Origin of the sequence: Candidatus Thiodictyon syntrophicum (genome assembly GCF_002813775.1) — a bacterium.
Lineage (GTDB): Bacteria > Pseudomonadota > Gammaproteobacteria > Chromatiales > Chromatiaceae > Thiodictyon > Thiodictyon syntrophicum.
Genome location: NZ_CP020370.1, coordinates 101,557 through 127,639, shown reverse-complemented (window position 1 = coordinate 127,639; position 26,083 = coordinate 101,557). Strand labels below are relative to the sequence as shown.

General features: G+C 66.2%; 25 protein-coding genes. 6 read left to right on the top strand and 19 right to left on the bottom strand.

Features of this window, described 5'->3' with window-relative positions; translation table 11 throughout:
• Positions 1-218 precede the first annotated feature (218 nt).
• From THSYN_RS00555 to THSYN_RS00545, 4 genes are all read right to left on the bottom strand, one after another.
• The gene (locus tag THSYN_RS00555; RefSeq protein ID WP_172965213.1) at positions 219-3,200 is read right to left on the bottom strand and encodes a tetratricopeptide repeat protein; all 2,982 of its coding nucleotides are present in this window, start codon (positions 3,198-3,200) and stop codon (positions 219-221) included.
• Between the two features lie 4 nt (positions 3,201-3,204).
• On the bottom strand, positions 3,205-3,858 hold the full coding sequence (locus THSYN_RS34685) for a P-loop NTPase family protein (RefSeq protein ID WP_172965212.1): 654 nt from the start codon (positions 3,856-3,858) through the stop codon (positions 3,205-3,207).
• 287 nt (positions 3,859-4,145) lie between these two features.
• On the bottom strand, positions 4,146-4,523 hold the full coding sequence (locus tag THSYN_RS00550) for a nuclear transport factor 2-like protein (RefSeq protein ID WP_100917414.1): 378 nt from the start codon (positions 4,521-4,523) through the stop codon (positions 4,146-4,148).
• Positions 4,524-4,633: 110 nt separating this feature from the next.
• Positions 4,634-5,449: a lytic transglycosylase domain-containing protein gene (locus THSYN_RS00545; protein WP_418219900.1), complete on the bottom strand. Its 816-nt coding sequence runs from the start codon at positions 5,447-5,449 to the stop codon at positions 4,634-4,636.
• Between the two features lie 366 nt (positions 5,450-5,815).
• Here THSYN_RS00545 and THSYN_RS00540 point away from each other — a divergent pair, with 366 nt between their 5' ends.
• Together THSYN_RS00540 and THSYN_RS00535 are read left to right on the top strand one after the other, a co-directional pair.
• Complete coding sequence (locus tag THSYN_RS00540; RefSeq protein WP_100917412.1) at positions 5,816-7,390, top strand: AAA-like domain-containing protein; 1,575 nt, start codon at positions 5,816-5,818, stop codon at positions 7,388-7,390.
• Between the two features lie 186 nt (positions 7,391-7,576).
• Complete coding sequence (locus THSYN_RS00535) at positions 7,577-10,216, top strand: tetratricopeptide repeat protein (RefSeq protein WP_100917411.1); 2,640 nt, start codon at positions 7,577-7,579, stop codon at positions 10,214-10,216.
• A gap of 54 nt (positions 10,217-10,270) precedes the next feature.
• Here THSYN_RS00535 and THSYN_RS00530 read toward each other — a convergent pair whose 3' ends face one another.
• The 5 genes from THSYN_RS00530 to trkA all read right to left on the bottom strand — a co-directional run bounded on the left by THSYN_RS00530 (position 10,271) and on the right by trkA (position 15,632).
• A complete protein-coding gene (locus THSYN_RS00530; RefSeq protein WP_100917410.1) occupies positions 10,271-10,567 on the bottom strand; it encodes a type II toxin-antitoxin system RelE/ParE family toxin in 297 nt (98 codons plus the stop codon).
• Entirely contained in the window at positions 10,564-10,854 is a 291-nt protein-coding gene (locus tag THSYN_RS00525) for a type II toxin-antitoxin system Phd/YefM family antitoxin (protein WP_100917409.1), read from the bottom strand. The genes THSYN_RS00530 and THSYN_RS00525 overlap by 4 nt, the downstream gene beginning before the upstream one ends.
• A 408-nt stretch (positions 10,855-11,262) precedes the next feature.
• Positions 11,263-12,507, bottom strand: a complete 1,245-nt coding sequence (locus THSYN_RS00520) for an ATP-binding protein (RefSeq protein ID WP_100922247.1) — start codon at positions 12,505-12,507, stop codon at positions 11,263-11,265.
• A 267-nt stretch (positions 12,508-12,774) separates the two neighbouring features.
• Positions 12,775-14,229: a TrkH family potassium uptake protein gene (locus THSYN_RS00515; protein WP_100917408.1), complete on the bottom strand. Its 1,455-nt coding sequence runs from the start codon at positions 14,227-14,229 to the stop codon at positions 12,775-12,777.
• Positions 14,229-15,632 (bottom strand): Trk system potassium transporter TrkA, encoded by a 1,404-nt coding sequence (gene trkA / locus THSYN_RS00510; protein WP_100917407.1) that lies wholly within the window; start codon positions 15,630-15,632, stop codon positions 14,229-14,231. The genes THSYN_RS00515 and trkA overlap by 1 nt, the downstream gene beginning before the upstream one ends.
• Before the next feature lie 211 nt (positions 15,633-15,843).
• On the opposite strand from trkA, the gene THSYN_RS00505 reads away from it, so the two are divergent.
• The 4 genes from THSYN_RS00505 to THSYN_RS00490 are packed head-to-tail and all read left to right on the top strand — an operon-like array spanning position 15,844 to position 18,833.
• A complete protein-coding gene (locus THSYN_RS00505; RefSeq protein WP_100917406.1) occupies positions 15,844-17,226 on the top strand; it encodes a citrate transporter in 1,383 nt (460 codons plus the stop codon).
• A gap of 10 nt (positions 17,227-17,236) precedes the next feature.
• Positions 17,237-17,467, top strand: a complete 231-nt coding sequence (locus THSYN_RS00500) for a universal stress protein (RefSeq protein WP_100917405.1) — start codon at positions 17,237-17,239, stop codon at positions 17,465-17,467.
• A gap of 52 nt (positions 17,468-17,519) precedes the next feature.
• On the top strand, positions 17,520-18,530 hold the full coding sequence (locus tag THSYN_RS00495; RefSeq protein WP_100917404.1) for an IS1 family transposase: 1,011 nt from the start codon (positions 17,520-17,522) through the stop codon (positions 18,528-18,530).
• Positions 18,531-18,575: 45 nt separating this feature from the next.
• Positions 18,576-18,833 carry a universal stress protein gene (locus THSYN_RS00490; RefSeq protein ID WP_236848758.1) on the top strand — a complete coding sequence of 86 codons (258 nt, stop codon included), beginning with the start codon at positions 18,576-18,578 and terminating at the stop codon, positions 18,831-18,833.
• Between the two features lie 77 nt (positions 18,834-18,910).
• On the opposite strand, the gene THSYN_RS00485 is transcribed toward THSYN_RS00490, so the two are convergent.
• The 10 genes from THSYN_RS00485 to atpD form a co-directional block, all read right to left on the bottom strand.
• Positions 18,911-19,825 carry a F0F1 ATP synthase subunit gamma gene (locus THSYN_RS00485; protein ID WP_100917402.1) on the bottom strand — a complete coding sequence of 305 codons (915 nt, stop codon included), beginning with the start codon at positions 19,823-19,825 and terminating at the stop codon, positions 18,911-18,913.
• Complete coding sequence (locus tag THSYN_RS35115) at positions 19,822-20,094, bottom strand: DUF2254 domain-containing protein (protein WP_216644651.1); 273 nt, start codon at positions 20,092-20,094, stop codon at positions 19,822-19,824. Before THSYN_RS35115 ends, THSYN_RS00485 begins: the two co-directional genes overlap by 4 nt.
• A 17-nt stretch (positions 20,095-20,111) precedes the next feature.
• Positions 20,112-21,716 carry an alternate F1F0 ATPase, F1 subunit alpha gene (locus THSYN_RS00475; protein ID WP_100917401.1) on the bottom strand — a complete coding sequence of 535 codons (1,605 nt, stop codon included), beginning with the start codon at positions 21,714-21,716 and terminating at the stop codon, positions 20,112-20,114.
• Between the two features lie 77 nt (positions 21,717-21,793).
• On the bottom strand, positions 21,794-22,594 hold the full coding sequence (locus THSYN_RS00470; protein ID WP_100917400.1) for a F0F1 ATP synthase subunit delta: 801 nt from the start codon (positions 22,592-22,594) through the stop codon (positions 21,794-21,796).
• A gap of 3 nt (positions 22,595-22,597) precedes the next feature.
• Positions 22,598-22,879, bottom strand: coding sequence for a F0F1 ATP synthase subunit C (locus THSYN_RS00465; protein WP_100917399.1), 282 nt, complete (start codon positions 22,877-22,879; stop codon positions 22,598-22,600).
• Between the two features lie 29 nt (positions 22,880-22,908).
• Complete coding sequence (locus tag THSYN_RS00460; RefSeq protein ID WP_100917398.1) at positions 22,909-23,592, bottom strand: F0F1 ATP synthase subunit A; 684 nt, start codon at positions 23,590-23,592, stop codon at positions 22,909-22,911.
• A complete protein-coding gene (locus THSYN_RS00455) occupies positions 23,576-23,899 on the bottom strand; it encodes an ATP synthase subunit I (protein WP_100922246.1) in 324 nt (107 codons plus the stop codon). The genes THSYN_RS00460 and THSYN_RS00455 overlap by 17 nt, the downstream gene beginning before the upstream one ends.
• Positions 23,892-24,230: an AtpZ/AtpI family protein gene (locus THSYN_RS00450; protein WP_100917397.1), complete on the bottom strand. Its 339-nt coding sequence runs from the start codon at positions 24,228-24,230 to the stop codon at positions 23,892-23,894. Before THSYN_RS00450 ends, THSYN_RS00455 begins: the two co-directional genes overlap by 8 nt.
• On the bottom strand, positions 24,223-24,612 hold the full coding sequence (locus THSYN_RS00445) for a F0F1 ATP synthase subunit epsilon (RefSeq protein WP_100917396.1): 390 nt from the start codon (positions 24,610-24,612) through the stop codon (positions 24,223-24,225). Before THSYN_RS00445 ends, THSYN_RS00450 begins: the two co-directional genes overlap by 8 nt.
• A complete protein-coding gene (gene atpD, locus THSYN_RS00440) occupies positions 24,609-26,066 on the bottom strand; it encodes a F0F1 ATP synthase subunit beta (RefSeq protein ID WP_236848757.1) in 1,458 nt (485 codons plus the stop codon). Before atpD ends, THSYN_RS00445 begins: the two co-directional genes overlap by 4 nt.
• Positions 26,067-26,083 lie beyond the last annotated feature (17 nt).

Sequence of the window (26,083 nt, the reverse complement as noted above, 5' to 3'; positions counted from 1 at the left end):
CGAGGGCGTAACGCTGCCGACCTGGCAGCCCCAAAGGGGCGCGACATACCAGCCCAGGGCAACGCCCTGGGTGTCGGGAGAAGGACGATCAGCCCTGAAAGGGCGTGACATAGGCTGCGGAAACCTGCGACGTGGCGGGCGCTTGCGACGCCTGGTCGCGGCTGAAGCCGCTCCCACAGCGTCGCTTGCGCAAGCGGCCAAAGACGCGGGACCTGGTCTCAAGACCCGTCCCGCCCTGGCCCCGCCTCACGGCCCCGGCGGCGGCCAGCCTTCTTGGCCGGCGGGGGCGGCGCGGCGTTGGCGGCGAGGCCCTGATAGATGCGCAGCGCGGTGCGGCGTACCTCCGGGCTCACGTTGCGCAGGATGCCCTCGCCCTCGAGCAGGGCCAGGAAGGCCCAGTACAGGGGGGCGTAGCGGGCGGGATAGTCGGCGGCCTCCATCCATTCGCGGAACTTAGGGGCGTAGCCTTTGGCATGGGCATGGCGCAGGGTGCGTTGCAGCCGCCCGAGGAATTGGACCCAGAGCTTGGCGTCGGCCTCGGCGAGCGCGGCGTCGAGGGCGTCGAAGGCGGCCTTGGGCGCGTCTTCGGCCAGGTGTTGGGCGGCGTCGAGCAGGCGACCGAGATAGGTTTCCGGCACCTGCTGTCCCAGTTCGGCGTAGCGGCGAGCCTCCTCGGGCCGGCCCAGGTGGAACCAATACAGATAGGCCAGGAGGCCGTGTACGTCATTCCCGCTGCCTCCGCCGCGCTGACTCGTCGGCTCCTGCCCCCACAGTCTCAGACTTTGGAGATACGCCTGTTCGGCCTCTTCATAACGGCCAAGACGGTCTTGCAGCAACGCGCCAAGGTAGGCCCATGGGCATACCCATTTGGGATCGAGCACGATGGCCTGACGGTAGGCGGCTTCGGCTTCCTCGCAGCGGCCGGTAAGCTCTTGCAGCAACGAGCCGAGTGACACCCAGGCATCTGCCGACTTGGGGTCGAGCGCGATAGCCTCGCGGTAGGCGGCTTCGGCCTCTTCGTAACGGCCCAGGTGCCGCTGCAACAAGCTGCCGAGCCAGAGCCATCCGCTTGCCGACGTTGGATCGAGCACGATGGCCTGACGGTAGGCGGTTTCGGCCTCCTCGTAGCGGCCCAGATGATCTTGTAGCAGCGAACCGAGTGAATGCCATGAATTTGCATCCTTGGGAACGAGTGTGATGGCCCGGCGGAAGGCCGTTTCCGCCTCCTGCATGAATCCGAGTTCCTTGAGCCGGTGGCCGCGATAACGTGCACTAATTCCGGTGTCTGGTTTTTCAAGGCGAGGGTGGGAATCCACGCGCGCCCACAGTCCCCGCGTCTCCCCCGGAAAACGTTGCCGGATCTTGTCCACCGCGTCGGGGTCGCGCTCGAAATGTTGGAGCATCACCAGGCACCCAACGGCGGCGATGTCGAAATTCCTTTCGTGCAGCGCGGCGGCGCTTGCGCCCTCCCAGTCATAGCGGTGGCGGATACTGCCATCCCGCACGGCGGCACGGTAAGGCGCCAACTCGTCCTCTGTTAACTTCAAGCTTCTGCAGAGATCGGCAACCTCTTTGCGCAAAGTTGCAACCAGTTCGCCGAGCTTATCCGCCGCCATGCCGGGCAATTGCTCGACAATGGCCCGCTTCTGCGCCCCGCCGAGTTCCAGCGACCCACCCAATAGCTCCCAAAATTGCCGCGCATCCATCCCGGTCGGCCATTCCCGCTGCATCACCGATACCCGGTGCTCCAGTTCGACCATATCCGCCTGTTCCGGATCGATATCGCGCAGATCAACCAGCCGCTCGATCCGCTCGCGGACCTCCGACTGCTGCCACAGGTCGCGCCCGGCGGCATGGGTCAGTGCTTTGCGATAGACACCGTCTTCCTGGCTCTTCGCCACCGCCAGCATCCAATCGGCGCGGCCCTGGTAATTGCCCGAACCCAGGATCTCGCGGCCCAGCCCCTCGCGTTCGCCGGGCGAATAGAACCCGCGCAGGAAGCAGGTCAGCCAGCGCACCCGCTGTTTCAGCCGGCGGCTGCCGTGGCGCATCAGGTACCAGATATTGAAGAAGCGCTCCACCAGTTGATAGCCGGAACGCCCGCTGCCGCTGACCTCGACCTTTTCCACATAGCCGTCGTTCTCCAGCCGCGCCAGTTGGGCATTGACCGCGGTCACGTCCAACCCGGACTCGCGCGCCGCCGCGTTGGCGGTGATCGGGTCCCAGTTCAGGGCCACCGCATCCAGCACGGCGCGCGCCTGGGGGGCGGCCTCCTCGGTGCGGGCCTTGTACAGCGGTGTCATCCGGTCCAGGAGGCGCTCCAGGTCGGCGAAGGCGTCCTCACCCGCCTGGCCCTCCAGGAGCAGGTACAGGACCGCCAGGGTGCGCGGGTTGCCGCCGGTCAATTCGGTGAGTGCGTCGATCCGTCCGGGGTCACGGGCCAGGAGGTCCCTGACGCGAGCCCCGGGCTCACCGCGTTTGGCCGCCAGACGTTGCAGACAGGCGCGAACCTCGGCGATCTCCAGTCGCTCCAGGGTGGTGATGCGAAAGAAATCGAAGAAGGCCGCGCCGCGGTCCGACAGGCCCTTGGGATAGGCCGCCGCCGCGCCGATGACCAAGGGTCCGTCGACCTGCTGGAGCAGGTCGCGCAGACCCCAATCGTGCTTTTTCAGGGCATCCAGGATCAGGTTCAGATTATCGAGAAAGAGCACCGGCCGCCGCCCCAGGCGCTCGGCGGCACGCTGAAAGACGCGCCACGCGGCAGCGCCGTCGCCTTGCCCCTTACGGTCCTTTTCATAGGCGGTCTCGGCCGCGTTCAGTGCTGCTTCCAGTGCCGCGGCCTCGTCGGTGCGGCCCTGCTGCTCCAGCCAGTCCAGGAGCGATTCGATGGCGTTGCGCCAGAATACGTGCAGGTTGATGACATTATATTGTTCTTCGCGGAAGGTCAGGGGCAACAGATGTGCGGCCAGCCCCGCCTCCTCATTGATGGCGACGGCGAGGCGCAGCAGCAGGGTGGTCTTGCCCATACCGCGCTGACCGACGATGAGATGATGGCGCGGGCTGGCCCCGGCCGTGGTCTGGTGGCGCAGTTCATTGATGAAATAGGCAAGGGTGCGTTCCCGCGCCACGAAGCCGGCAACCAGGTCCGCCGGGGTGAGATTACCCGGGTCATAAACGGCGATGACATCGATCGCGGTCATCGCCTTACTCCGGCAGATACCGCTGCCACCACAGGCGCAACAATTCCATCCGGAAGCGGTAGCTGTCGGCCTCCCGGTTGCAGACGATGAAGCCGTCCTCTTCCAGCGTATTGAGCAGGCGCAGCAGGTCCCGGCGCGGCAGTGCGGCATCGTTCAGTGCGGGCAGCAGGCCGTCGGCGGACAGGCCGGTCTCGAACTCGGCCAGACAGGCGAGGAGGGCGAACAGGCGGGCGCTGGTCGGCTCGGCAAAGTTCTTGCGGATATGTTCCGGCCAGGTTTCAAAGTAATTGCGGTTGACCGGTTGCAGCAAGCGCTTGCGGGCCTCCACCACCCGCTCACGCGCGGTATCGACATCCGCGGCCGGGGGGCCCTGCAACTGTTTGCCGAAGGCCTCCAGGTAATAGGCGGACAGCCAACCCGAGGCGGCGACGATGGCCTCGGCCTCGTGATCGCTGACCAGTTGACGATGTGAGACATCGAAGCTGACGACGACATAACCCTGGGCGGCGGCCCGCTCCTCCAGGCGGTGCAGCACGAAGGTCTTGCCCAGGCGGCGCGGTCCCGGCATGAGCAGGTTCTTGCCCGCGTCGAAACGACGGAAGATGGCGTCGGTTTCGGCCCGGCGGCCGTAGGGGGCGGTGGCGAAGTCGAGGGGCATGGCGGACTCCCAGGGGTTGGAGTCCATAATATAGGCGGAGTGTCTATAAAACGCTAGCGTCTTAAAACATTGTTGATATGTTTTTGCTGTCTGGGTGCGACAGGCCCGCTGCCGACGCGGCGGATGCTAAGGCGATTTCCGAAGAACGCCGTACCGTGAAGGCTCGACCTACGCTGGCCGGGCCGACTCCACCGGAGGCCGACGCTTCAGCGCGAAGCGGTGCCGCATCCGGCTGAAGCATCGACCTCCGGTTTGTTGTGCGGGTACAAAGTTATCCGGAGTTCGCCTTAGCCGACCACCGGACCCGGAAACAGTTCGCGATAGACGGAGGCGTCGAACAGCGTCTCGATACGCAGGATGCGGCCCTGCTCGACGTGGCTCCACTGGACGGCGTTCACGGACAGCTTCTCCGAGATCTGGATGCGGTAGGTGAGGAAGTGACAGACGTCCGGGCCGTCCACGAAGACCTTGCGGACCTGCACGGACTGGACGATTGCGCTCGCGTGGGCGCCGTACTGGATAAACTGGTCGGCGCAGTCGAACGCGGCGATCGGGCTGCGAAAGCTGAATCCCTGGTCGGCGAGCAGCGCGCGCGCCCGCTCGAAGTCAAAGGCGTCCCGGGCGGCGAAAAAGGCCTCGACGACGGCGAGCGGGGCGGCGGACAAGGTGCAACTCCTGGGGTTCGGGTGCGGTGCGTCGATGGTGCAGGGTTTTCCCGCGTTCGTCCAGCACGCCGCGACCCGAACCGTAACGGCCGCCGCGAGCGGCAGCGGTTTCAGCGCATCGCCTGCATATCCAACTCGAACATCGGGCGGCTCTCCGGACCGACCGCGTGCAGGGCGGGGTTGAGTGCGCGCAGGGCCAGGGTCGGCTTCACCTTCAGCGACAACAGCGAAGGGTCCAGATATTTCTTGAGCAGGCGCCTGGCCTGGCCGCGGTTACGCATGCCGCGCAGGACCTGGACCTTGGCCAGGGCGCCCGTGGTGGGTGCGGAGCCGCCGTTGTTGCGGTAGTGGCCGATCACCGCCTCGGTGTAGTCGAGCGTCTCCTGATAAGTGACATGGTTGTTGGTACGGTCCACCACGCCCTCCCCGGCGTTGTAGGCCATGATCACCCGGCCATAGTCGCCCTTGTATTTGTCCAGCAGCCGTTTGAGGTGACGGGTACCGGTGCGCAGATTGGTCTTGGGGTCGAACAGGGCCGCGGTGGAGGTTACCCCGTAGTCCCCCGCGGTCGCCGGCATCACCTGCATCAGGCCCACGGCCCCCACCCGGGAGACGGCGTTGGCGTTGAAGTTGGACTCGGCGGCCACGACCGCCCGCACCAGCTTCGACTCGACCCCGTATTGCCTGGCCACCTCGTCGATCATGGTCCGGACCTGGTCGCGGCTCGGCGTGACCCCGCCGGGCGCACTGGGCCGCGGCGCCTTGGCGGGCGCCGGGGCAGCAACCGCGGCGGGGGCCGGCGGCGCCGTCAACTCAGGGACCTTCTTCGGTGCCGCCCGCGCATTCGCGACCGGCGCGGCGGGACAGGCCAGCGGCAGCAGCAGGACCAACAGCCACAGGGGGCGGATCGCGACAGGGTTCATCATGACTCCGGAGGAACTCTTGCTTGGTGAAGACGCTGGGCGCCGGCGGCGTCGGACCGGTTGGCCGGGACACCGGTGCGGGTGGTGCCAGCACCGGTGCGGATCAGACGACAGTTGCGTCGTAATTTCAACTGCCTTCGTCAAAAAATTAAACGATTCCGCGAAATATACGCGGACTCGGGGTTTACGCACGCCAAGGAATGGTAAGAATTTTTCGATCGCTCTTGGCAGCCTCGCCCGCAAGGGCATGCTACTTTGAAGCAACGATCGTCAACCGCTACGGCGCCGACTTGCCCGTCTGCGGCTGGCCGACTGTGACAGGCATCTTACCGATGCGCGGCCAGCCCGCGTGGTTCCAGGAGTCGCCCCATGCGCTTTTTCAATACCGAGGGTCCGGTTCGGCCCCAAGACCATTACTGCCTGCCGCCCCTGGGGCGCTGGGACCTCGAGGCGGTACTGGAACTGATCGAGCGCAAAAAGTACTTCCTGCTCCACGCCCCCCGCCAGACCGGCAAGACCAGTTGCCTGCTGGCCCTGATGGCGTACCTGAACCACGAGGGCCGCTACCGGGCGCTCTATACGAACCTGGAGACCGCCCAGACCGCGCGCGAGGATGTCGACCGGGGTATGGCGGCCATGTGCAGCGCGCTGGGGCGCTCGGCGCGGCTCTATCTCCAGGATGGGCGCCTGGCCGACTGGTATCGGGACGGCGGCGCCGAGGTCCCAGCGGATGAACGGCTGCTCCGCCTGCTGGAGTCCTGGGCTGCCGCGGACCCGCGACCGGCCGTGCTCCTGCTCGACGAGGTGGACGCACTGGTCGGCGACACCCTGGTGTCGTTGCTGCGCCAGTTGCGCGCCGGCTACACCCAGCGTCCCGACCACTTTCCGCAAACGGTGGTGCTGTGCGGGGTGCGCGATCTGCGGGACTACCGCATCCATGCCCGCTCCGAGGCGAGCCCGATTACCGGCGGCAGTGCCTTTAACATCAAGGCCAAGTCGCTGCGCCTGGGCGACTTCGATGCCGCGGAGACGAGCGCGCTGCTCCTTGAGCACACCAAGGAAACCGGCCAGCCCTTCACCCCGGAGGCCTTGGCGCGCGTCTGGGACCTGACCCAGGGCCAGCCCTGGCTGGTCAACGCACTCGCCTACCACGCCTGCTTCGAGATGCGCGCGGGCCGCGACCGCACCCGCCCCATCACCGCGGCCCTGATCGACGAGGCCAAGGAATACCTGATCGTCAATCGGGTCACCCACCTGGACCAACTCGCCGACAAACTGCGCGAAGAACGGGTGCGGCGCATCATCGAGCCGATGCTGGCCGGCACCGTGCCGGCCGTCGTCGCCGAGGAGGACCGCGACTATCTGATTGACCTGGGCCTGTTGCGTCGCGACGGTGCGGGCGGCCTGGTGGTCGCCAATCCCATCTACCGCGAGGTCCTGCCGCGCACCCTGGCGAGCGGCCCGCAGGATTCGCTGCCCCGGATCAGTCCCACCTGGCTCGATCCCGACGGGACGCTCAATGCGCCGCGCCTGCTCGACGCCTTCCTGGCCTTCTGGCGCCGCCACGGCCAGCCCTTGCTCGGCAGCGCCCCCTACCACGAGATCGCCCCGCACCTGGTCTTGATGGCCTTTCTGCACCGCGTGGTCAACGGCGACGGCACCCTGGAGCGCGAGTACGCCATCGGCGCCGGGCGCATGGATCTCTGTCTGCGCTATGGTCCGCTGACGCTCGGGATGGAACTCAAGGTCTGGCGCGACGGCGCCCCGGACCCGCTGGCTGAGGGTCTGGAGCAACTTGACGGCTACCTCGCCGGCCTGGGTCTCGACACCGGCTGGCTGGTGGTCTTCGACCGGCGCAGCGGTCAGCCGCCGATCGCTGAGCGCACCGGCAGCCGCGAGGTCACAAGCCCCGCGGGCCGCCGCATCCAGGTGGTGCGCGCCTGAGGCGGCGCCGCACCGCCCAGGCCGGGCGGATGCCCGCAGGGCGATCCGCCACTACCCAAGCCGCCAGGCACCGGAACCGCAACACATTCAGCCCAACGCCCGCTGCAACCCCAGCCCCAACCCGGCATAATGACGAAACCCTACCCGCCCACCGAGGATGCGGCCCCGCGCCGCCTGGGAGCGTAAATGCCGTCGCGCATCGACCGCCGGATTGCCCATCAGCCCCGCTGGTTGCGCCTCTGCGTCGGGGCCCTGCCGGGGCTGCTGCTTGCGCTGTTGACACTTGGCGCCCTGGCCCTGGCGGGGGACCCAGGCAAGGCGATGCTCGACAACCTTGGGGAGTGGCTCCCCGACTGGCTGCTGCTGCCCGTCGTTGGGGCCATCTCCGGCATCCTGGTCAACGTCGCCTCCGAGCGCTATCTCGACTGGGAACGCCAGGCACTGGCGGCCCGGGACTTCTTCCGGAATCACGACCTCGCCCAACTGGTGGGCCGGTCCATCGGCATGGTGCTGCGCGCCGTCGCACCCGATCTCGGCTCGCAGGACGCCGCACTGGTGCGCCACCTGGCCGACCGGGCCGAGTCGCACTGGGCGGAGATCGCCCTCACCGACAGTGCCAAGCGGTGGCTCGGCTCCATCGACGAGCGCCGACTGGTGGAGTTCGTCGCCAGGCCCGAGCGCCCCGCCCTGACGCCGGCCCAGACCCTCGCCCTGCTGGCCTGCCTCAACCCGGAACGGCCGGGTACGTCACCCAACTTTGAAGAGGCCATCGCCGAATCGCGGGTCCGCCGGGCCCTGGCGACCCGCTTCAGCGAATCCGTGCGCCAGGCGCTCAAGCAGGACGCCGCCCTGGACGGCCACGCCGCCTACGCCATGCAGCTCGACATCGCCAACCGGGTGCTGACCGTGGCCGCCGCCAACCTGGAGCGCGACGCGGAGAACGCCGCCGCCCTGGCGGCAGTGCGGGAGACGCTCGACGAACTGCTGCCCCGGCTGGCGGCCCAGGGGATCGAGATCGGCGCGGGGATCGCAGACCTGGCCAAGCGGCTGACCGGCATTGAGCAGATCGTGCGGGAGGAGGGCGTACGGAATCGGGAGGCGGTTCGGGAGGACGGCCTATCGACTAGGTCCGACCTTGCCGCGATTAAGGACGGACAGGAGGAGATCCTGGCGCTCCTGCGAGAACGCCAGGCGCCCAAGACAGTCGGTGAAACCCCGGAGCAGGAGCCCCTCTCCCCCGAGCTGATGGCCAAGGTCCGGGATCTCTACGAGCGGGGCCAAGGCGAGAAGAAGGCCCGCGCCGCCATCGAGCTGAAAGACCACGAGGAGGCCGACCGCATCGTCCAGGACCTGAAGTGCGAGCCCCTGGCCGAGGCATTCCGGCTCCTGACCCTGGAGGGCGACAATTGGTACAACGCGGGCGAATACGATCGGGCCATCGGGCCCTATGAGCAGGCACTTGCGCTGCGGCCCGAAGACCCCCAGGCCATCTACAACGCTGCCCTCGCCCATTTGCAGGCCCGGCTGGGGGACATCGCTGCCCACCGGCGCAAGGCCATCGCGCTCCTGACCCAGGCCCAGAGTACCTGGACCCGCGAGGCGCACCCGACGCAGTGGGCCAAGACCCAAGGCAACCTCGGCAACGCTTGGGCGGAAATGCCCACCGGCGAGCGGCTGGAGAACCTCGGCAAAGCCATCGCGGCCTACGGGCTGGCCTTGGAGGTCCTAACCCGCGAGGCCCACCCGGCGGACTGGGCCGCGACCCAGAACAACCTAGGCATCGCCTGGCGGAACATGCCCACCGGCGACCGAGCTGAGAACATAGGCAAGGCCATCGCAGCCTACGAGCTGGCCCTGGAGGTCTATACCCGCGAGGCCCACCCGGCGGACTGGGCGGGGACCCAAAACAACCTCGGCCGCGCCTGGACAGAGATGCCCACCGGTAATCGGGCGGAGAACCTCGGCAAGGCCATCGCGGCCTTCGGGCTGGCACTGGAGGTCCAAACTCGCGAGGCCCACCCGGCAGACTGGGCCATGATCCAGAACAACCTCGGCGCCGCCTGGGCGAACATGCCCAACGGCGACCGGGCGGAGAACCTCGGCAAGGCCATCGTTGCCTGCGGGCTGGCCCTGAACGTCTACACCCGCGAGGCCCACCCGGCGCACTGGGCCGGGACCCAGATCAACCTCGGCAACGCCTGGCGAGACATGCCCACCGGCAACCGGGCGGACAACCTCCGCAAGGCCATCGCGGCCTACGGGCTGGCCCTGGAGGTCCTAACCCGCGAGGCCCACCCGGCGGAGTGGGCCTCGACTCAGAACAACCTAGGCATCGCTTGGCGGAACATGCCCACCGGCGACCGGGCGGAGAACATAGGCAAGGCCATCGCGGCCTACGGACTGGCCCTGGAGGTCCGCACCCGCGAGGCCCACGCGGCGAACTGGGCCATGACCCAGAACAACCTCGGCAACGCTTGGGCGCACATGCCGACCGGCGACCGGGTTGAGAACCTCGGCAAAGCCATCGCGGCCTGCAGGCTGGCCCTGGAGGTTCGCACCCGCGAGGCCCACCCGGCGGACTGGGCCGGGAGCCGCTTAAACCTCGGCCTGGCTTATGGGTACCGGGCAGACCTGGGCGGCGGCCGGTCGGACCTGGGGTTGGCTATCGCCTCGGTACGGGCGGCGGCGGGCGTCTGGACCGATGTGGATTTCCCCTTCTATTTCCGGAATTATATCGCCCCGGCGCTGAAAAAGCTCCGAACCGCCTGGCTACAGGGCGAGCATGGCACCCAGGCCGAATTCGACGCCATCCCCCCAGCCGAGTAGCGGGTGAGCGCCGCTCTCGCCAGACCGCGGGGCGGCGTGGCTGGTCTGCCCGCTTCAGACGTACCCGTGAGGCTCCATCCGCCCGTGTAGCAGGCGCACGATCTCGATCAACCGTGGCGCATCGCCAGAGGCGCGAAAGTAGATCACATGGCTCTGCTGCGGGTAGCTATAGAGCCCATCGGCGATGTCCGGCCGAGCCTTCCACAGCGAAGGGTTATCGCAGAGCCAGTCAAAACGGCTCACCAAGGCATCGACGTACCGATCGGCCTGATCAAGATTCCATTGTTCGGCGGAGTAGCCCCAGATCTCGGCGAGATCCGCTTCCGCCCTGGACGAAAGCCGATAGATCACTTCTTGGCGAGCTGCTCGCGGCCAGCGGCCTTGATCCGCGCGGCGAGCGTCGGCAGGTCCTCAGCCTCATAATCGGTGCACGCACCGCGCTCCAGATCCGCGAGCCCCAGGTCGATCTCCGCGCGGAGCTGCTGGAGCTTGATTGCGTTCAACGCGTCGTACTCCTCCTTGGAGACCACGACAGCGACGGCTCGACCGTCGCGCTCGATGACCACGGGCTCGCGCCGGGCCGTCTCCAGCAGTTGGCCGAAGCGGGCCTTGGCGTCGTGGGCGGAAACGTTTTGCATAATTATTTCAGAGAGATTGGTCTATTTCGCTCAAAATAGGCCGATCCAGACCTGGCCGCAAGCAGAACCCGCGGGCGGGGTGCGATCAGAACTGATGTGTTAACGCACATTTCGCAGGGTACGCACCGCGTGCCCGCCAAGTTGCGGCGACCGCCGGAGCCCAGTACGCGATGCGTACCCTACAGCTACAGCTACAGCTACAGCTACCGGACGTTCCCACGGACCGGGCGTCGTTGTCGTTGTCGTTGTCGTTGTCGTAATCGTGGTCGGATTGTTCGATTACGACAACGACAACGACAACGACAACGGACCCGGGATCTCGGTCACCACATCAGTTCTGATCGCACCCCCGCGGCCGGGCTGTCTGCGGCGATCTGGTCATGCAACGGTCCCAGGGTGATGCGCGGGCTACCGGGATTCCCACAGTTCGCGCATCGGCACCGCCGTCAGTCCGTCGCCGAATGGCGCCGTCGCCTCGCCGTCGTAGAGCACCACGCCGGCCTTGAAGCGCGTGCCGGCCGCCTCCCGCAACTTGCGCAGGCCCCGAAAATCCGCCGTCGTCACCGTGGCCGAGGCCTTGACCTCAACCCCGGCGAGCGCCTGGCCGGACTCCAGCACCAGGTCCACCTCGGCACCGTCCTTGTCGCGAAAGTGATGGAAGCTGATCGGCAGTTCCCGCCAACTCGCCTGCCGCCGCAACTCCTGGAAGACGAAGGTCTCCAGCAATTGCCCCAGGAGGGGCCGGTCCGCGGCCAGGGTCGGCCCATCCAGGCCCAGCAGGGCGCCGGCTAAGCCGGTGTCACCCAGGTGAAGCTTCGGGGTCTTGATCAGGCGGCTCAAGCGGTTGCTGTGCCAGGGGGGCAACTCCTCCAGCAGAAAGACGCGCGCGAGCAGGGTGACATAGTCGCGGATGGTGGGGCGGCTCAACGCAAAGGGGGCGGCCAGATCCGAGATATTGATCAGGCGCGCCGTCTGTCCCGCCGCCAGATTGAGCAGGCGCGGCAGGGCGTCGAGCGAGGCGATGCGCTGGAGGTCACGGACATCGCGCTGCACCAGGGTCTCGATATAGTCGCGATACCAGGCCGCTCGCCGCCGGGCGGATGGACGGGCCAGGGCCGCCGGATAGCCGCCGGCCAGGATCCGCTCGGCCAATTCCGGACCCAGACGCGCATTGGTGTCGATCTGGAACCCACCACCGAAGAGCCGATCCAGGAACTGGGGTGGACTCGCCGCCAGTTCCACCTGGGCCAGCGGGTGCAGGCGCAGCACCTCCATCCGCCCCGCGAGCGAATCCGCCAGGCGCGGCACCAGCAAGACATTGGCCGAACCGGTGAGGATCAGGCGCCCCGGGCGCCGATCACGATCCACCAGGGACTTGATGCAGGTGAATAACTCCGGCACCCGCTGGACCTCGTCGAGCACAGCGCGCTGCGGCAGGTCGGCTGCAAAGCCCGCCGGGTCGGCCCGAACCGCGGCGCACAGCACCTCATCATCGAAGCTGAGATAGGTGTAGCCGGCGGCATCCCCCACCAGGCGCGCCAGCGTGGTCTTGCCGCACTGGCGCGGGCCATGCACCAGCACCACCGGGGTGTCGGTGAGGGCCTCGGTCAGCGCGCGGCTCAGGTAGCGGGGGTGCAGAGATGGAGGGCTCATGGCGGCCAAGTGTAAGCCAGAACCTCGGCTGATTGAAAGTTATCGGTTCGTCCATTTGAAACTTTCAGACTCGTCCAGTTGAAAGTTTGCGGCCTGATGGATCGCCTGCGCAACGATGATCAAGCCCGCGTTGCTCATCAAACGCCATCGTCCCCATTTGCGTTCATTCGCGGACACCCAATCCTGACGGGACCGCCGCCACCTGCGCCAACCCCGCCCCATAAACCCAGCTTTCCTCCTTAATCCCTCATCCCTCATCCTCGCCCCCTACCTGCGCCAAAACTGCGGCGTAAACAAAATCAGCAACGAAAAGACCTCGAGGCGCCCGAGCAGCATGGTAAAGCTCAGGACCCAGATCTCGTAGTCGGTCAAGCCGCCGTAATTGGTGGCTGGCCCCACCACGCCCAGGCCTGGCCCGGCGTTGTTGATGCAGGCGATGACGGCGGTGAAGGCGGAGATGAAGTCCAGCCCGCCGAAGATCAGCAGGAAGGTCATCCCGATGATGCTCATGGAGTAGAGAAAGATGAAGCCCAGGACCGCGAAGACCACGCTGTTGGGGATCTGGGACCCGCCGACCGTGACCGGTGCGGCCATGGTGGGGTGAATCAGACGGGCGACCTCGCGTGAGGACTGGCGGACCAGGATCAGGGTGCGGATCATCTTGATACCGCCGCCGGTAGACCCGGAACTGGCGGTCACCGAGGACAGAAAGAGCATAAAGAGCGGGACAACGATGGGCCATAGGGCGTAGTCGGTGTTGACCATCCCGCAGTCGGTAGCGATGGAGACCAGGTTGAAGCTGACATAGCGCAGGGCGGTCCAGTAGCTCGCGTAGACGTCGTTGAACCAGAGATAAGCGGCGCAGAACAGCGAACTCAGCAACAGGACCCCGAGCACCCCCCGGGCCTCCGGATCGCGCCAGATGGGCCTCAGACTGCGATGCCGCCAGACGGTGTAATGGGTGGCGAAGTTGATCGCCGCGAGCACCATGAAGACGATGATCACGATTTCGATGACCGGCGAGTCCCAGGCGCCGATACTCGCGTCCCGGGTCGAGAAGCCGGCCAGGCTCAAGGTCGAAAAGGCGTTGCAGACGGCGTCGAACCAATCCATGCCGGCGATCCGCAGCCCCAGGACGCAGGCCAGGGTGAGGCTCACATAGATGACCCAGAGTAGCGCCGCGGTATCGCCGATACGAGCGGTAAGCCGGTTGTCCTTGATGGGCCCCGGCACCTCCGCGCGCATGAGTTGCATACCGCCGACCCCCAGGAAGGGCAGGATCGCGACCGCCAGCACGATGATCCCCATGCCGCCCAACCAGCACAGGGCATGGCGCCACAGGTTGATGGAGGGCGCGATATCGTCGAGCCCCACCATCACCGTGGCCCCGGTCGTGGTGAGTCCGGACATGGTTTCAAAGAAGGCGTCCGTGAAGGAGAGCTGCTGGTGCAGCATCAGCGGCACGGTGGCGATCGCGGCGGTCAGGGTCCAGGCCATGGTAACCAGCATGAAGCCGTCGCGCGCCTTGAGCACCCGGCGCTCATGGCGGGTCGCCGCGACCATCAACAGACCGACCAGGACGCAGGCGAGCATGCTGAAGACGAAGGTCAGCAGGGTCCCGTCGTCGTAGATCAGGGCACAGGCGATGGGCAGCAGATAGGTCAGGCTGAACACCATCAACAGGCGCCCGAGGACGTTGGTGACCGACAGGACCGAATACATCAGAAGAACCCCAGACCGACCTGGAAATAGCGCTCCACCTTGGGCAGCAGGTCCTTGCTGATCACGAACAGGATCACATGATCCTCCGCCTCGATCACCACGTCGTGGTGGGCGATCAGGACGCGGCGCCGGTCGGCCCCACCCGCCATGGGTGCGGCCCCGCGCACGACGGCCCCCACCGTCACCCCCGGGGGCAGGTCCAGTTGCTCGATGCGCCGGCCCGCGACCTGGGAGGTACGGCTGTCCCCATGGACCACCAGCTCCAGGGCCTCCGCCGCCCCCCGGCGCAGACTGTGCACCGCGGCCACGTCACCCTTGCGCACCCGGGCCAGCAGGGAGCCGATGGAGATCTGGGCCGGGGAGATGGCGATGTCGATGCGGTCCGCCTGCACCAGATCGACATAGGCCCGCCGGTTGATCAGGGCCAGTACCCGGCGCGCCCCCAGGCCCTTGGCGAGCAGGGCGGAGAGGATATTGTTCTCGTCGTCGTTGGTCAGGGCGAGGAAGCAGTCCATGTCCTCGATCGACTCGGCCGCCAGCAGGTTCTCGTCCGTACCCTCCCCCACCAGCACCAGGGTGTGTTTCAGCGTCGCCCCCAGGGTCCGGGCGCGCGCCTCATCGGCCTCGACCAACTTCACCTTATAGCGATCCTGGGTGGCGCCGGCGAGCCGCTCCCCGATGTTCCCGCCCCCGGCGATGAGGATGCGCCGGGTCGGGCGGTCACGGCGCCGCAGTTCGCTCACCACCTGGCCGATGTCGCGGGTGGCGGCCAGGAAGAAGACCTCATCCCCGGCCTCGATCAGGGTCTCCCCGTCCGGGATGATGGGCTGATCGCGGCGATAGATGGCGGCGATGCGTGCGTCCACGGTGGGGATGTGGCGACGCAGGTCCGCCACCGGGTGCCCCACCAGGGTCCCGCCCGGGATGGCGCGCACCGCCACCAGGCTCACCAGACCGTCGGCGAACTCCAGCACCTGGAGCGCCTCGGGAAAGGCCAGCAACTGGACCAGGTAATCGGTGATGATCTGTTCCGGACAGATGCTGAAGTCCACCGCGAAGTTCTTCGCCTCCAGCAGTTCCGGGTAACGGGCATAGTCCGGCGAGCGCAGCCGGGCGATCTTGGTCGGGGTCTTGTAGAGGGTGGCGGCCGTGCGGCAGGCGCACAGGTTGGTCTGGTCGCTCTGGGTCACCGCGATCAACATGTCCGCATCGGCCATGCCGGCCCGTTCCAGGACCGAGGGCAGGGCGGCGTTGCCGACCACGGTGCGCAGGTCGAGCCGGTCCTGGAGACGCGCCAGGCGCACCAGGTCGGTATCGACGACCGTAATCTCGTTGGCCTCCGAGACCAGGCTCTCGGCCACCGAGGTACCGACCTGGCCGGCGCCGAGGATGACGATCTTCATTGGGTGGTCACATGAGGGATGAGGGATGAGGGATGAGGGAAATTGGCGGCGACACCTGCGCGGCGCGGGTTCTCAGCGTCGGCATCCTACGCCGTCAGGCGACCCGGGGCCACTGACAGCCACCGGACGGAAGCATCGCAGTTCAACGGCGCCCGGGCTATCATCTGCGCCACCCTGTCAGGTCCCAATCGGCGCCGCCTTGATACCGCCCATGCTCTGCGTCCCCGCCACCGGCACTCCGCGCCACCTGAGTCTGCCGGCCCTGACGCTGGTCACCTTGGTCGCCAACCTGGCGTGCAGCGGCCCCGCCGTGGCCGCAACACCAGGAGTTGCCGCCGCATCCATCCAGTTGTTCGGCATCCCATCCGAGTTCATCCTGTTTGCGGCCACCCTGTTGGGGGTCGCCGTCCTGCACCGTCACACCCTCGCGGTCGCCCTGACCGGGCTCACCGTCATCACCGCCTTCAAACTCGGCGTGACCGGATTCCCGGCGGGACCGGGCCTGACCGGGCTCATCGATCACCTGGGCCACGAGTGGGTGCTGCTCGCCAACCTGCTCGGCCTGCTGCTCGGCTTTGCCCTGCTGGCCCGCCACTTCGAGGACAGCCGGATCCCCTTGGTGCTGCCGCGCTTCCTGCCCGCCGGCTGGCCGGGCGGTTTTGTCCTCCTCGCCATGATTTTCGTGCTCTCGGCAGTGCTGGACAACATCGCCGCCGCCCTGATCGGCGGCACCGTCGCCGCCGGGGTATTCCGCCACCGTGTCCACCTCGGGTACCTGGCGGCGATCGTCGCGGCGTCCAACGCCGGCGGGTCCGGCAGCGTGGTGGGCGACACCACCACCACCATGATGTGGCTCTCCGGCGTGGCGCCGAGCGCGGTCCTGCACGCCTATGTGGCCGCCGGTGTGGCCCTGCTGGTATTCGGCATCCCGGCCGCCATCCAGCAGCACCGTTACCAGCCGGCCGCCCGGCAGGTACCCGCCGACACGGCGGTGGACTGGACCCGCCTGGGCATCGTGATCACGATCCTGGTCGCCGCCGTCGCCGCCAACGTGGCACTGAACCTACACGCCAAGGACCTGGCCGGCCGAGTTCCCGTGCTGGGGATGGCCGTGTGGGCGGCGATTCTGCTCACCGGGCTGATCCGCAAACCCGAGTGGGGCCTGCTGCCGCAGAGCCTCAAAGGGAGTCTCTTCCTGCTGTCGCTGGTGCTGTGCGCTTCCCTCATGCCGGTGGAACGGCTGCCGGCGGCCTCCTGGCCCTCCGCCCTGACGCTCGGGCTCGTCTCAGCCGTCTTCGACAATATCCCGCTCACCGCCCTGGCACTCAAACAGGGCGGCTACGACTGGGGCCTGCTCGCCTATGCGGTCGGCTTCGGCGGCTCCATGATCTGGTTCGGCAGTTCCGCCGGGGTGGCCATCTCCAACCTGTATCCCGAGGCGAAGTCGGTGTTGAACTGGGTGCGCCACGGCTGGCATGTGACCCTGGCCTATGTGCTCGGATTCGCGGCCCTGCTCCTGATCCTCGGCTGGCACCCCGGCACCGTCGGCGACACCCCACAGCGCTCGGACGCACCCATGACGAGGTCCCGATGATGAGGTGCCGATGATGCGCTTCCTGGTCCCCTGCGACGGCTCTGCCCAGTCCCTGCGGGCACTTAAGCATGTGGTCCGGCTCGCCGAGCGGCGTGAGCCCCCGCAGATCCACCTGCTCCACGTCCGTGAACCGGTCGACGCCTGGCAGGTTCGCGGTTTCCTCCACGAGGACGAGGTCACCCGCATCCAGCGGCACTGGTTCAGTTTAATTCCTGTTTACAAGACATTGAAATATATGTAATATATCTAGTTCGGCGCGGGTTTCCGTCACTTTTTGAATAAGTGAGAACTTCTTGAACGGACAATGGACATGCCCTCATTGCAATTCACAGAATTGTCGGCATCACAAGACGTATCAAACCGGTCATAACGGTACGCGTTTGCTGTGGCGATGTCAAAGTTGCAATAGGCTCTTTTCCGAGACCAAAGCCACCCTTATCGAGGGGCTCAGGAAACCGACCAGCTTCATCATTCAAGTGCTCAAAACGCGCACTGAGGGGATCGGCTTGAACGCCGCCTGCCGGGCCTTCGCGATTGCGAAGAATACGTTGCTCCTATGGGAGCGTCGCCTGGCCGATTGCAAGGATGTGCTGGTCATATATGCCCTGACGCACACCTTTATTGAGCAACTGATCGAAGGTGATGAGCTTTATACGAAAGTGAATAGGAATGTCCCCCCGGAGGATTGTGAAGGCTGGACGATCGTACTGATGGAAAGGGCAAGTCGATTTATCTGGGCGCTTCAGTGCGGGAAAAAGGATCGCAGCCTATTTTCATATGCCATACAAATACTTAGAGATGTCATCCTGCGTACTGGCGATGTCACTCTAGTCACCGACGGGGAACGTCGGTATGGCAATCTCCTGTTTGAAATTTGCCACGAAGTATTGCGAACCGGAAAACGCGGCCGCCCACCGAAAGTGCTTCGTCGCGGTGTGAAGGTGCGCCTTAAGAATAAAGGGAAAGGAACTGATAGAACGGGGCACTCGCGTCCCAAATACGAAACCCCTCATCCGGAGCATCCAGAAACCGATCAAGATGTGACGCCAGCCGATATTCATGCTAATCATTTGGAAGCATCGAACGCTTCATTTCGGCGAAAGAATTCTGCTTATCGCCGCCGAACGAATACGTACGCGAAGAGCATTTCTGGTTTGCAAAGAACATTGGATATGTTGTGGATTGTCCATAACTTTATTCGCAGCCACTTCACGACAAAACAGGTTCCTGCGGTGGCTCTGGGGATTCTCCAGCAGGGACTCTCGTGGGATGAGGTCCTTAGAGTTCGACAGCCCAGGTTATAAAAATACTACAAAAACATAAGGATAAGGAAGAACCAAACTGAACCAGTGCCCATCCAGCAAAGCGAGGGCGAGGAGGACCTGCGCAGCGCCCGCGAGCTGCTCGATCAGGCCGGGGTCGCCTACACCGCCCGGGTGGTCACCGGACCCATCGCGGAGACCATCGCCGAGTTCGCGACGCAGCAGGGGTGCGACCACATCGTCATGGGCACCCACGGGCGCGGCGGGCTGGCGACGCTGTTACTTGGCTCGGTTGCCGCCAAGGTCGTCCATCTGTCCACGCTGCCTGTGACCCTGGTGAAATAGCCCCCGGCAGTTGGCTCCAGGACCTCCGCCGCGATCGACGCCTCTCTGCCAACGCTGCGCCCCCTTACCTGCAACCGTCACCGGGGTCGCGATTGGGGCCGCGTTCCGGCCAGTGCCTCAAAGCCGGAGATGACGTCGAACAATTCTTCGTCGATCGCGCCCTGGCGCAAGCGGTGGAACTTGCCGTTGAGGGCCTCCAACAACTCGTCGATATTCTTCTCGGCGCGCTGCATCGCCGCCAGACGGCTGGCGTTCTCGCTCGCCAGCGACTCGGCACAGGCGCGAAAAAGCGAGACGAAGAGATACTCGCGCATCAGCGCGCTCAGAGTCGCGGCTCCGGTACCAATAACTTCGGGGAGGTTCCCGGTCGGCCAGGGGAGCGCGGCAAGCCGGCCTTGCCAGGCGTCGTCCAGCGGCAACAGCCGCTGGTTGACGGGCGCATAGCCGGCGCCGGACGCGGGACGGTTGTAGTACAGATCGAGCTGCGCGACGCGCTTCCCCCGGACCTCGCTCGCGACCAGGATCTGCCCGATGAGCGGGGTGATGGCCGCGACCGAGCCCGGCACGGCGAACCGGCCCTCCACCGGCAGACCGGCATCGGTCAGGCGCGCATGGACACGCTCACCGACTGCCCAGACCAGCGGCCGGTCGGTCAGGGCAGCCAGGGCCCGCACCGCATAGTCGGTCACCACATCGTTGAATTGGCCCACCAGCCCCTGGTCGGAGCCAAACACGATCCCGCCGATCCGGTTCGTATCCCGGCCCCTATCCGGTTCGACCAGCGTCCCGGTCAGCGCCGCGTCCGCCCCGCTGCCGCGGAAACAGACGCTCAGGCCCAGCTCCACCGTGCGCGCATAATCGCCCAAAGCGCGCACCGCCTGTTCGTACTGGCCGATACTGGACGCGGCCAGGGTCTTCATGGTGCGGACGACGGATTGGAGATCGCCGGCGCTCCTGATCTGGCGGCGCAGGCTGGCGGTGCTGTCGCTCATCGGGCCGCGCGTCCGTCTTGGTGTGCGCCGACGAATACCACCGGTGCGGTTGCGAGCACTTCGCGTACCCGCGTCAGCCGGTTGCCGAGCCGTGCCCGGTCGTGTGGAGAGTCGATCGTGCGCTCGGCCGCCTCGGCGATCTCTTCGACGGTCACGTCCAAGGTGATCAGCAGGGTGGCGAGCGCTACGGCATCCAGCACCATCACGGCCGGAACGAACCAGAAGCTCGAGCGTTTGGCTTGCCACCAATAGTGCAGTTTCGGGAGCATGGGCTTTGACCTTTTCGTCATGGCGGGCTTGCTTCGGTCGGTTGCCCGGGGGCCGCCGTGTCCGGCACGCGGGCGGCCCCGCCCGGAGCACTCGGCACCGCCGACGGCTGGAATCCGGTGAGCGCCCGGCCGGCCAGGTCGATGAGCGCCTGCCGATCTCCGTCGCGCAAAGCCCCGGCGCCGGCCAGGCGCTCGCGAAGCGCGTCCGGGATCGTCGCCGCGGCCGCCTGCACCGCTTGCTCGGCCGCAGTCATCCGCTCGAGGTCCACCGTGTCGAAGAGCCCCGCGGTCAGGGCCAGCAGGACGGCGAGTTGCGCCGGCACCGCCACCGGGGCGAGCTCCGACTGCTTGAGGCAGGCGCGGATGCGCTGCCCATGCGCGATGATCGCACGGGTCGGTTCATCCACCCGGGCACCGAACCGGGCAAAGGTCTCCAACTCCTCGAACTGCGCGAAGCGAAGCTTGAGATCGCCCGCGACCGCGCGGTAGACCGCCCGTTGCGCCTTGCCGCCGACGCGCGAGACTGACTTGCCGACATCGACCGCCGGCAGCACGCCCAATGCGAACAGCGAGGGCGACAGATAGACCTGCCCGTCGGTGATCGAGATCAGATTGGTCGGGATATAGGCCGAGATGTTCTCGGCCTCGGTCTCGATGATCGGCAGGGCCGTGAGCGAGCCCCCGCCGCGCTCTGGACTCAGGTGCGTGGCACGCTCCAGCAGGCGCGAGTGGATATAGAAGATATCGCCGGGGAAGGCCTCGCGGCCGGGCGGGCGGCGCAGCAACAAGGAGAGCTCGCGATAGGCGCGGGCATGGTGGGTGAGGTCGTCGTAGACGATCAGCACGTCGCGCCCGCGCTCCATGAAATGCTCGGCAATGCTGGTCGCGGCATAGGGGGCGATGTAGGCGAGACCCGGCGCGTCGTTGCCCTCGGTCACCACCACCACGGTATAGTCCAGGGCACCCTGCTCCCGCAAGGTGGCCACCGCCTTGGCGATGCTGGACGCCCGCTGACCGATGGCGCAATAGACACACAGGACATCCTGGCCGCGCTGGTTGAGGATGCTGTCGATCGCAATGGTCGTCTTGCCGGTCTGGCGGTCGCCGAGGATCAGCTCGCGCTGGCCGCGGCCGATGGGAATGAGTGCATCAATGACCTTGAGCCCGGTCTGAAGCGGGACGGTGACGGGCGCGCGGTCCATGATGGCCGCCGCCGGGCGCTCGATCGGCAGGCGCTCATCGCTGCGCACCGGCCCCTGACCATCGAGCGGCCGGCCGAGCGGGTCGATGACGCGCCCCAGCAGGCCATCGCCGACGGCCACGTCCATGACCCGGCCGGTGCGCTCGACCAGGGCCCCGGCGTGCAACTGCCAGTAGTCCCCGAGCAGCACGACACCGATCGCGTCCGCGTCCAGGTTGAAGGCGATGCCGAAGACCTCGCCGGGAAACGCCAGCAGCTCCTCGAAGCCGACACCGGGCAGGCCGGCGACCGTGGCGATGCCGGTGGAGACGGTCGCGATGGTGCCGACCTCGTGTGGGGTCAGTTGCGGTGCGAATGTCCCTGTCGCCTGACCGATGGCGCTGAAGGTTTGGTCTAAGAGGGTCTGGAGGGGGTGAGTCATTGGTCAGTACTTCATGGCCCCAAGGATAAGGACTGCAAAGAAAAGGACTTCAAGGACTACAACGACAACTGAGCCAATCAGTCCTTGGAGTCCTTGGAGTCTTTAGATCCTTGAAAGTATAACTGCTTATCCAGCAGATCCCCAACCCCCAGCTCCAGTGACCGCAGATAATCCGCAATGCTCCAGCCGATCCGTTGTCCATTCGAGGTCAGCTCGATCCCGCCGACCAGATCCGCCCCGGTTTCGAATCGCACCTGCACCTCGGTGGCGAAGGTGCTGTCGAGCGCCGTTTGAATCGCTGCCTGCTGCGTCGCGGGCAGGTCGAAGGCGCTGCGCACGCAGGCCGGGTCGGTCGCCGTCTTCAGCGCCTTGGCAAACACCGCGTGGGCCGCGCCGTCCATCGCCCGCAGCCGCTCAATAAAGACCGCGACCAGCCGCTCTTCCAGACTGGCCCCGGCGAGATCGGCCAGCGTCTTGCGCACAATGGCGAAGACCTCCTGCACAGTCCGGCGCCGCAGTGCCTGATCGAGTCGATCGGCCTCCTGTCGCAGCGCGTCCTGTCGTTGGGCCCGCACGGCATCGGCGGCCTGCCGGGCCTCTTCCAGGAGCCGCAGACGTTGCGCCTTCGCCTCGTCCATCGCATGCGCAAAAAGGGCTGCACGCTGCTGATCGAAGGCTTCGTTCTTGTGCTGGAAGGTCTCGCGCTCGTGCTGCGCCTGCGCCCGTTTCGCATCGGCGTCCGCCAGCTCGGCGGCGATCCGCCGCTCCCGCTCGTCGATGGCGTGAAGGATCGGTTGGTAGAGGAAGCGCCTCAGCAACCACACCAGGACAAGAAAATTGATCGCCTGCGCACCGACGGTGAACCAATCGATGAGCATGGACTATTTCCCGGCGGCCTGGGCGATGGCGAGGTTCCAGAAGGGGTTGGCGAAGATGAGGATCATAGAGACCACAAAGCAATAGATAGCGGTGGACTCGATCATCGCGAGCCCGACGAACAGGGTCCGGGTGATGGTGGCGGAGGCATCGGGCTGTTGCGCCAGCGCCGTCAGCGCGGTGGCGACCGCGCGACCCTCTGCCAGCGCGGGGCCCATGGTGCCGAAGCCGGTGGTGAGACCAGCGATGACGATCGACGCGACGGCAATGATGGTGAAGCTGTCCATGGTGGTCCTCGGGTTGATTCGGAGTTGGCTCAAGTGCCGGGCGCCGGCTTGCGCGAACGGGTCGCCGCGGCGATGTAAACAGCGGCCAGGATGCTGAAGATGTAGGCCTGCACCATGCCGGTGAGCAGCCCCAGCGCCGTCATGAGGATCGGGAAGAGGAAGGGCGTGATGGTGAGCAGAATGGCAATGATCATCGCGCCGCTCATCATATTGCCGAACAGACGCACCGCCAGGGCCAGGGTCCGTGAGACCTCGCTGATGATGTTGAAGGGTAGCATCATGAAGGTCGGCTCCATATAGGACTTGAGATAACCACCCACGCCTTGGTCGGCGATGCCGAAGGCGGGCACGGCTACGAGGACACAGATCGCCAGTGCCGTCGTGGTCGAGAGCGAGCCCGTCGGCGGTTCATAGCCGGGGATGACCGTGGCCAGGGCCGCCGCGGCGACGAACAGGAAGAGGGTGCCGAGAAAGCCGAGATACTGTCTCGGCTGGCGCAGCCCGACCTCCTCGATCTGCCGTTCGATGCCCGTGACGATGATCTCCAGCAGGTTCTGCCAGCGCGAGCGGGTCAGCTCGGTGGAGAGGCTGCGCGTGATGAGCTTGGAGCCGACGGCGAGCACGAACATCAAGCCCCAAGTGAACGCAATGGTGGCATTGAGCTTGATGAACCCGTACTGCCAGAAGATCGTCTGATCAGGACTCAAGTCCACGGTTTGCCTCCTGGGTACTTGCCGCGCGACTGCCTGCGGCGGGGCGCGCCGCCATCCGGGTCAGGGCCAGGCGGGCGCTCACGAATCCGAGCAGACACGCAAGCATTCGCTCCCAATGACCCGCCCCGACCAGATAAAACCCGGCCAGTACGATAGCAGTGCGCAGCACCAGGCTGCCCAAGAGCCACCGACCCGGTCGCGGGGACTGAAGGCCCTTGCGTAGCGTCCACCACAGAGCGCCGAAGAAGATCGCCCCGAGCACCAGGCCCGCGACCCCCGCCAGCGCGAGCGCCAGCGGCTCATTCATCGCGCCCCTCCTGCTCTTCCCGCATGGCCCGCTCCTCTTTGGCCACCCAATGCCAGGCGTTGAAGCAGCCGAGCGTCAATCCGCCCACCAGGAGCGCCAACGCCCAGGAATGGGTGCCCGGGAACTGTTTGTCGATCCAGAGCCCAAGCGCCGCGCCGAGCAGTGTCGGCACGACCACCGACCAACCGATCAACCCCATCATGCCGAGGCCGAACCAGACCCCCGGCGTCGGGTTGCGCTGCGCCTTGAGCTTGCGCGCGGCCTTGGCGCCGACGGTCCCGGCGAGGTCCGCAGTGGTGTGCGACGGTCTCCCGCGAGGATCGTCATTCATGTTGAAGGCTCATGAACCGGCGCAGAACGCCCGTTTCCAGTCTTGCCATGACCGAGCGCAGACCCTGCTCCTGCGCGTCCAGGGTCAGAAACTCCTGCTCGATCGCCGCGCGCAATTGGCCGAGGTCAGCGCCGCCGATCGCCCGGCGCACCGAGACCAGTACGGTCGGGCCGGTCTTGACCAGCACCCCCTCGTCCACTGCGAGATAGGCCTCGCCATCGGCGTCGGTGGCGTAGGTCAGGATGCCGGGGGCCAGCGCCGCGACGCAATCGAGCCGGTGCGGCAAGAGCCCGAAGGCACCCGCGCGCGTCTCCGCGACGATGCGCGTCACGCCGGTCCGATCGGCGAAGACCTGGAACGGCAGCAGCACCTTGAGATTCATGGCGTCTTCTCCTGCAGCTTCGCTTTCGCCTTGGCCTCATTCACGGACCCGATCATATACAGGGCGGCCTCCGGCAGGTCCTTGAACTCATCGTTCAAGATGCGTTCGCAGCCGTCCAGCGCGTCTTCCAGGCTCACGAGCTTGCCGGAGAGGCCGGTGAATTGCTCGGTGGTAAAAAAGGGCTGGGTCAGGAAGCGCTCCAGGCGGCGCGCGCGGGCGACCAGATTGCGGTCCGCGGGCGTGAGCTGCTCCAGGCCGAGCATGGCGATGATGTCTTTGAGCTCCGCGTATTGCGCCAAGGTGCGGCGAATGTCCCGCGCCAAGGCATAATGACGTTCCCCCACGATGCCTGGCGTCACCATCTTTGAGCTGGATTGAAGCGGGTCGATGGCGGGGAACAGCCCCTCGCTCGCCCGCTTGCGCGACAACACGATGGAGGCGGAGAGATGGGAGAAGGTATGCACCGCGGCCGGGTCGGTAAAGTCGTCCGCCGGCACATAGACCGCCTGGATCGAGGTGATGGCGCCGGTAGCGGTGTTGGCGATGCGCTCTTCCAACCCGGCCAGCTCGGTGCCCATGGTGGGCTGATAGCCGAGGCGCGAGGGCATCTGGCCCATCAGCCCGGAGACCTCCATGCCGGCCTGAATGAAGCGGAAAATATTGTCGATGAGCAGCAGCACGTCGCGATGCTCGTCGTCGCGGAAATACTCGGCCATGGTGAGCGCCGCGTGCCCGATCCGGAACCGGCTGCCCGGCGGTTCGTTCATCTGGGCGAAGACCATCACCATGTTCGGCAGTACGCCGGCGTCCTTCATCTCGCGGTAAAGCTCCTCGCCCTCGCGACAGCGCTCGCCAATGCCGCAAAAGAGGCTGACGCCATCCTGATGCCCGATCATGTTGTGGATCATCTCGGTCAGGAGCACCGTCTTGCCGACGCCCGCCCCGCCGAACAGCCCCGCCTTGCCGCCGCGCTCCAGCGGCATCAGCACGTCGATGACCTTGATGCCCGTTGCAAAGACCTCGGACTTGGTGGAGCGACGTGCCAGCGGGGGCGGGGCCTGATGCACACAACGCCACTGGATCCGGGTCGGCGTCGGCTGGCAGTCGATCGCGTTGCCGAAGACGTCGAACATCCGACCGAGTATCCCTTCGCCCACCGGCGCCTTCAGTGGTCCGCCAGTGTCCTCTACGACCATGCCGCGGGCCAGACCCTGGGTCGGCGTCAAGGCGATCCCGCGCACCTGATGGGCATCGCGCTGGGCCAACACCTCGATGACGATCTGCCGCTGCGGCCCCGCACGCAAGACCGTATGGATCGACGGTAGTCGAGTCTCGAAGCTCACATCCACGACGCTGCCGCGCACCGCGACGACCAGGCCGGTATTGGCCGACTCGCCGGGATTGGCAGGCGGCGGGCGACGATCCGGCTCAGGCGCGCTCACCGCGTCGGTCATCGTTGCACGTGTCGAGG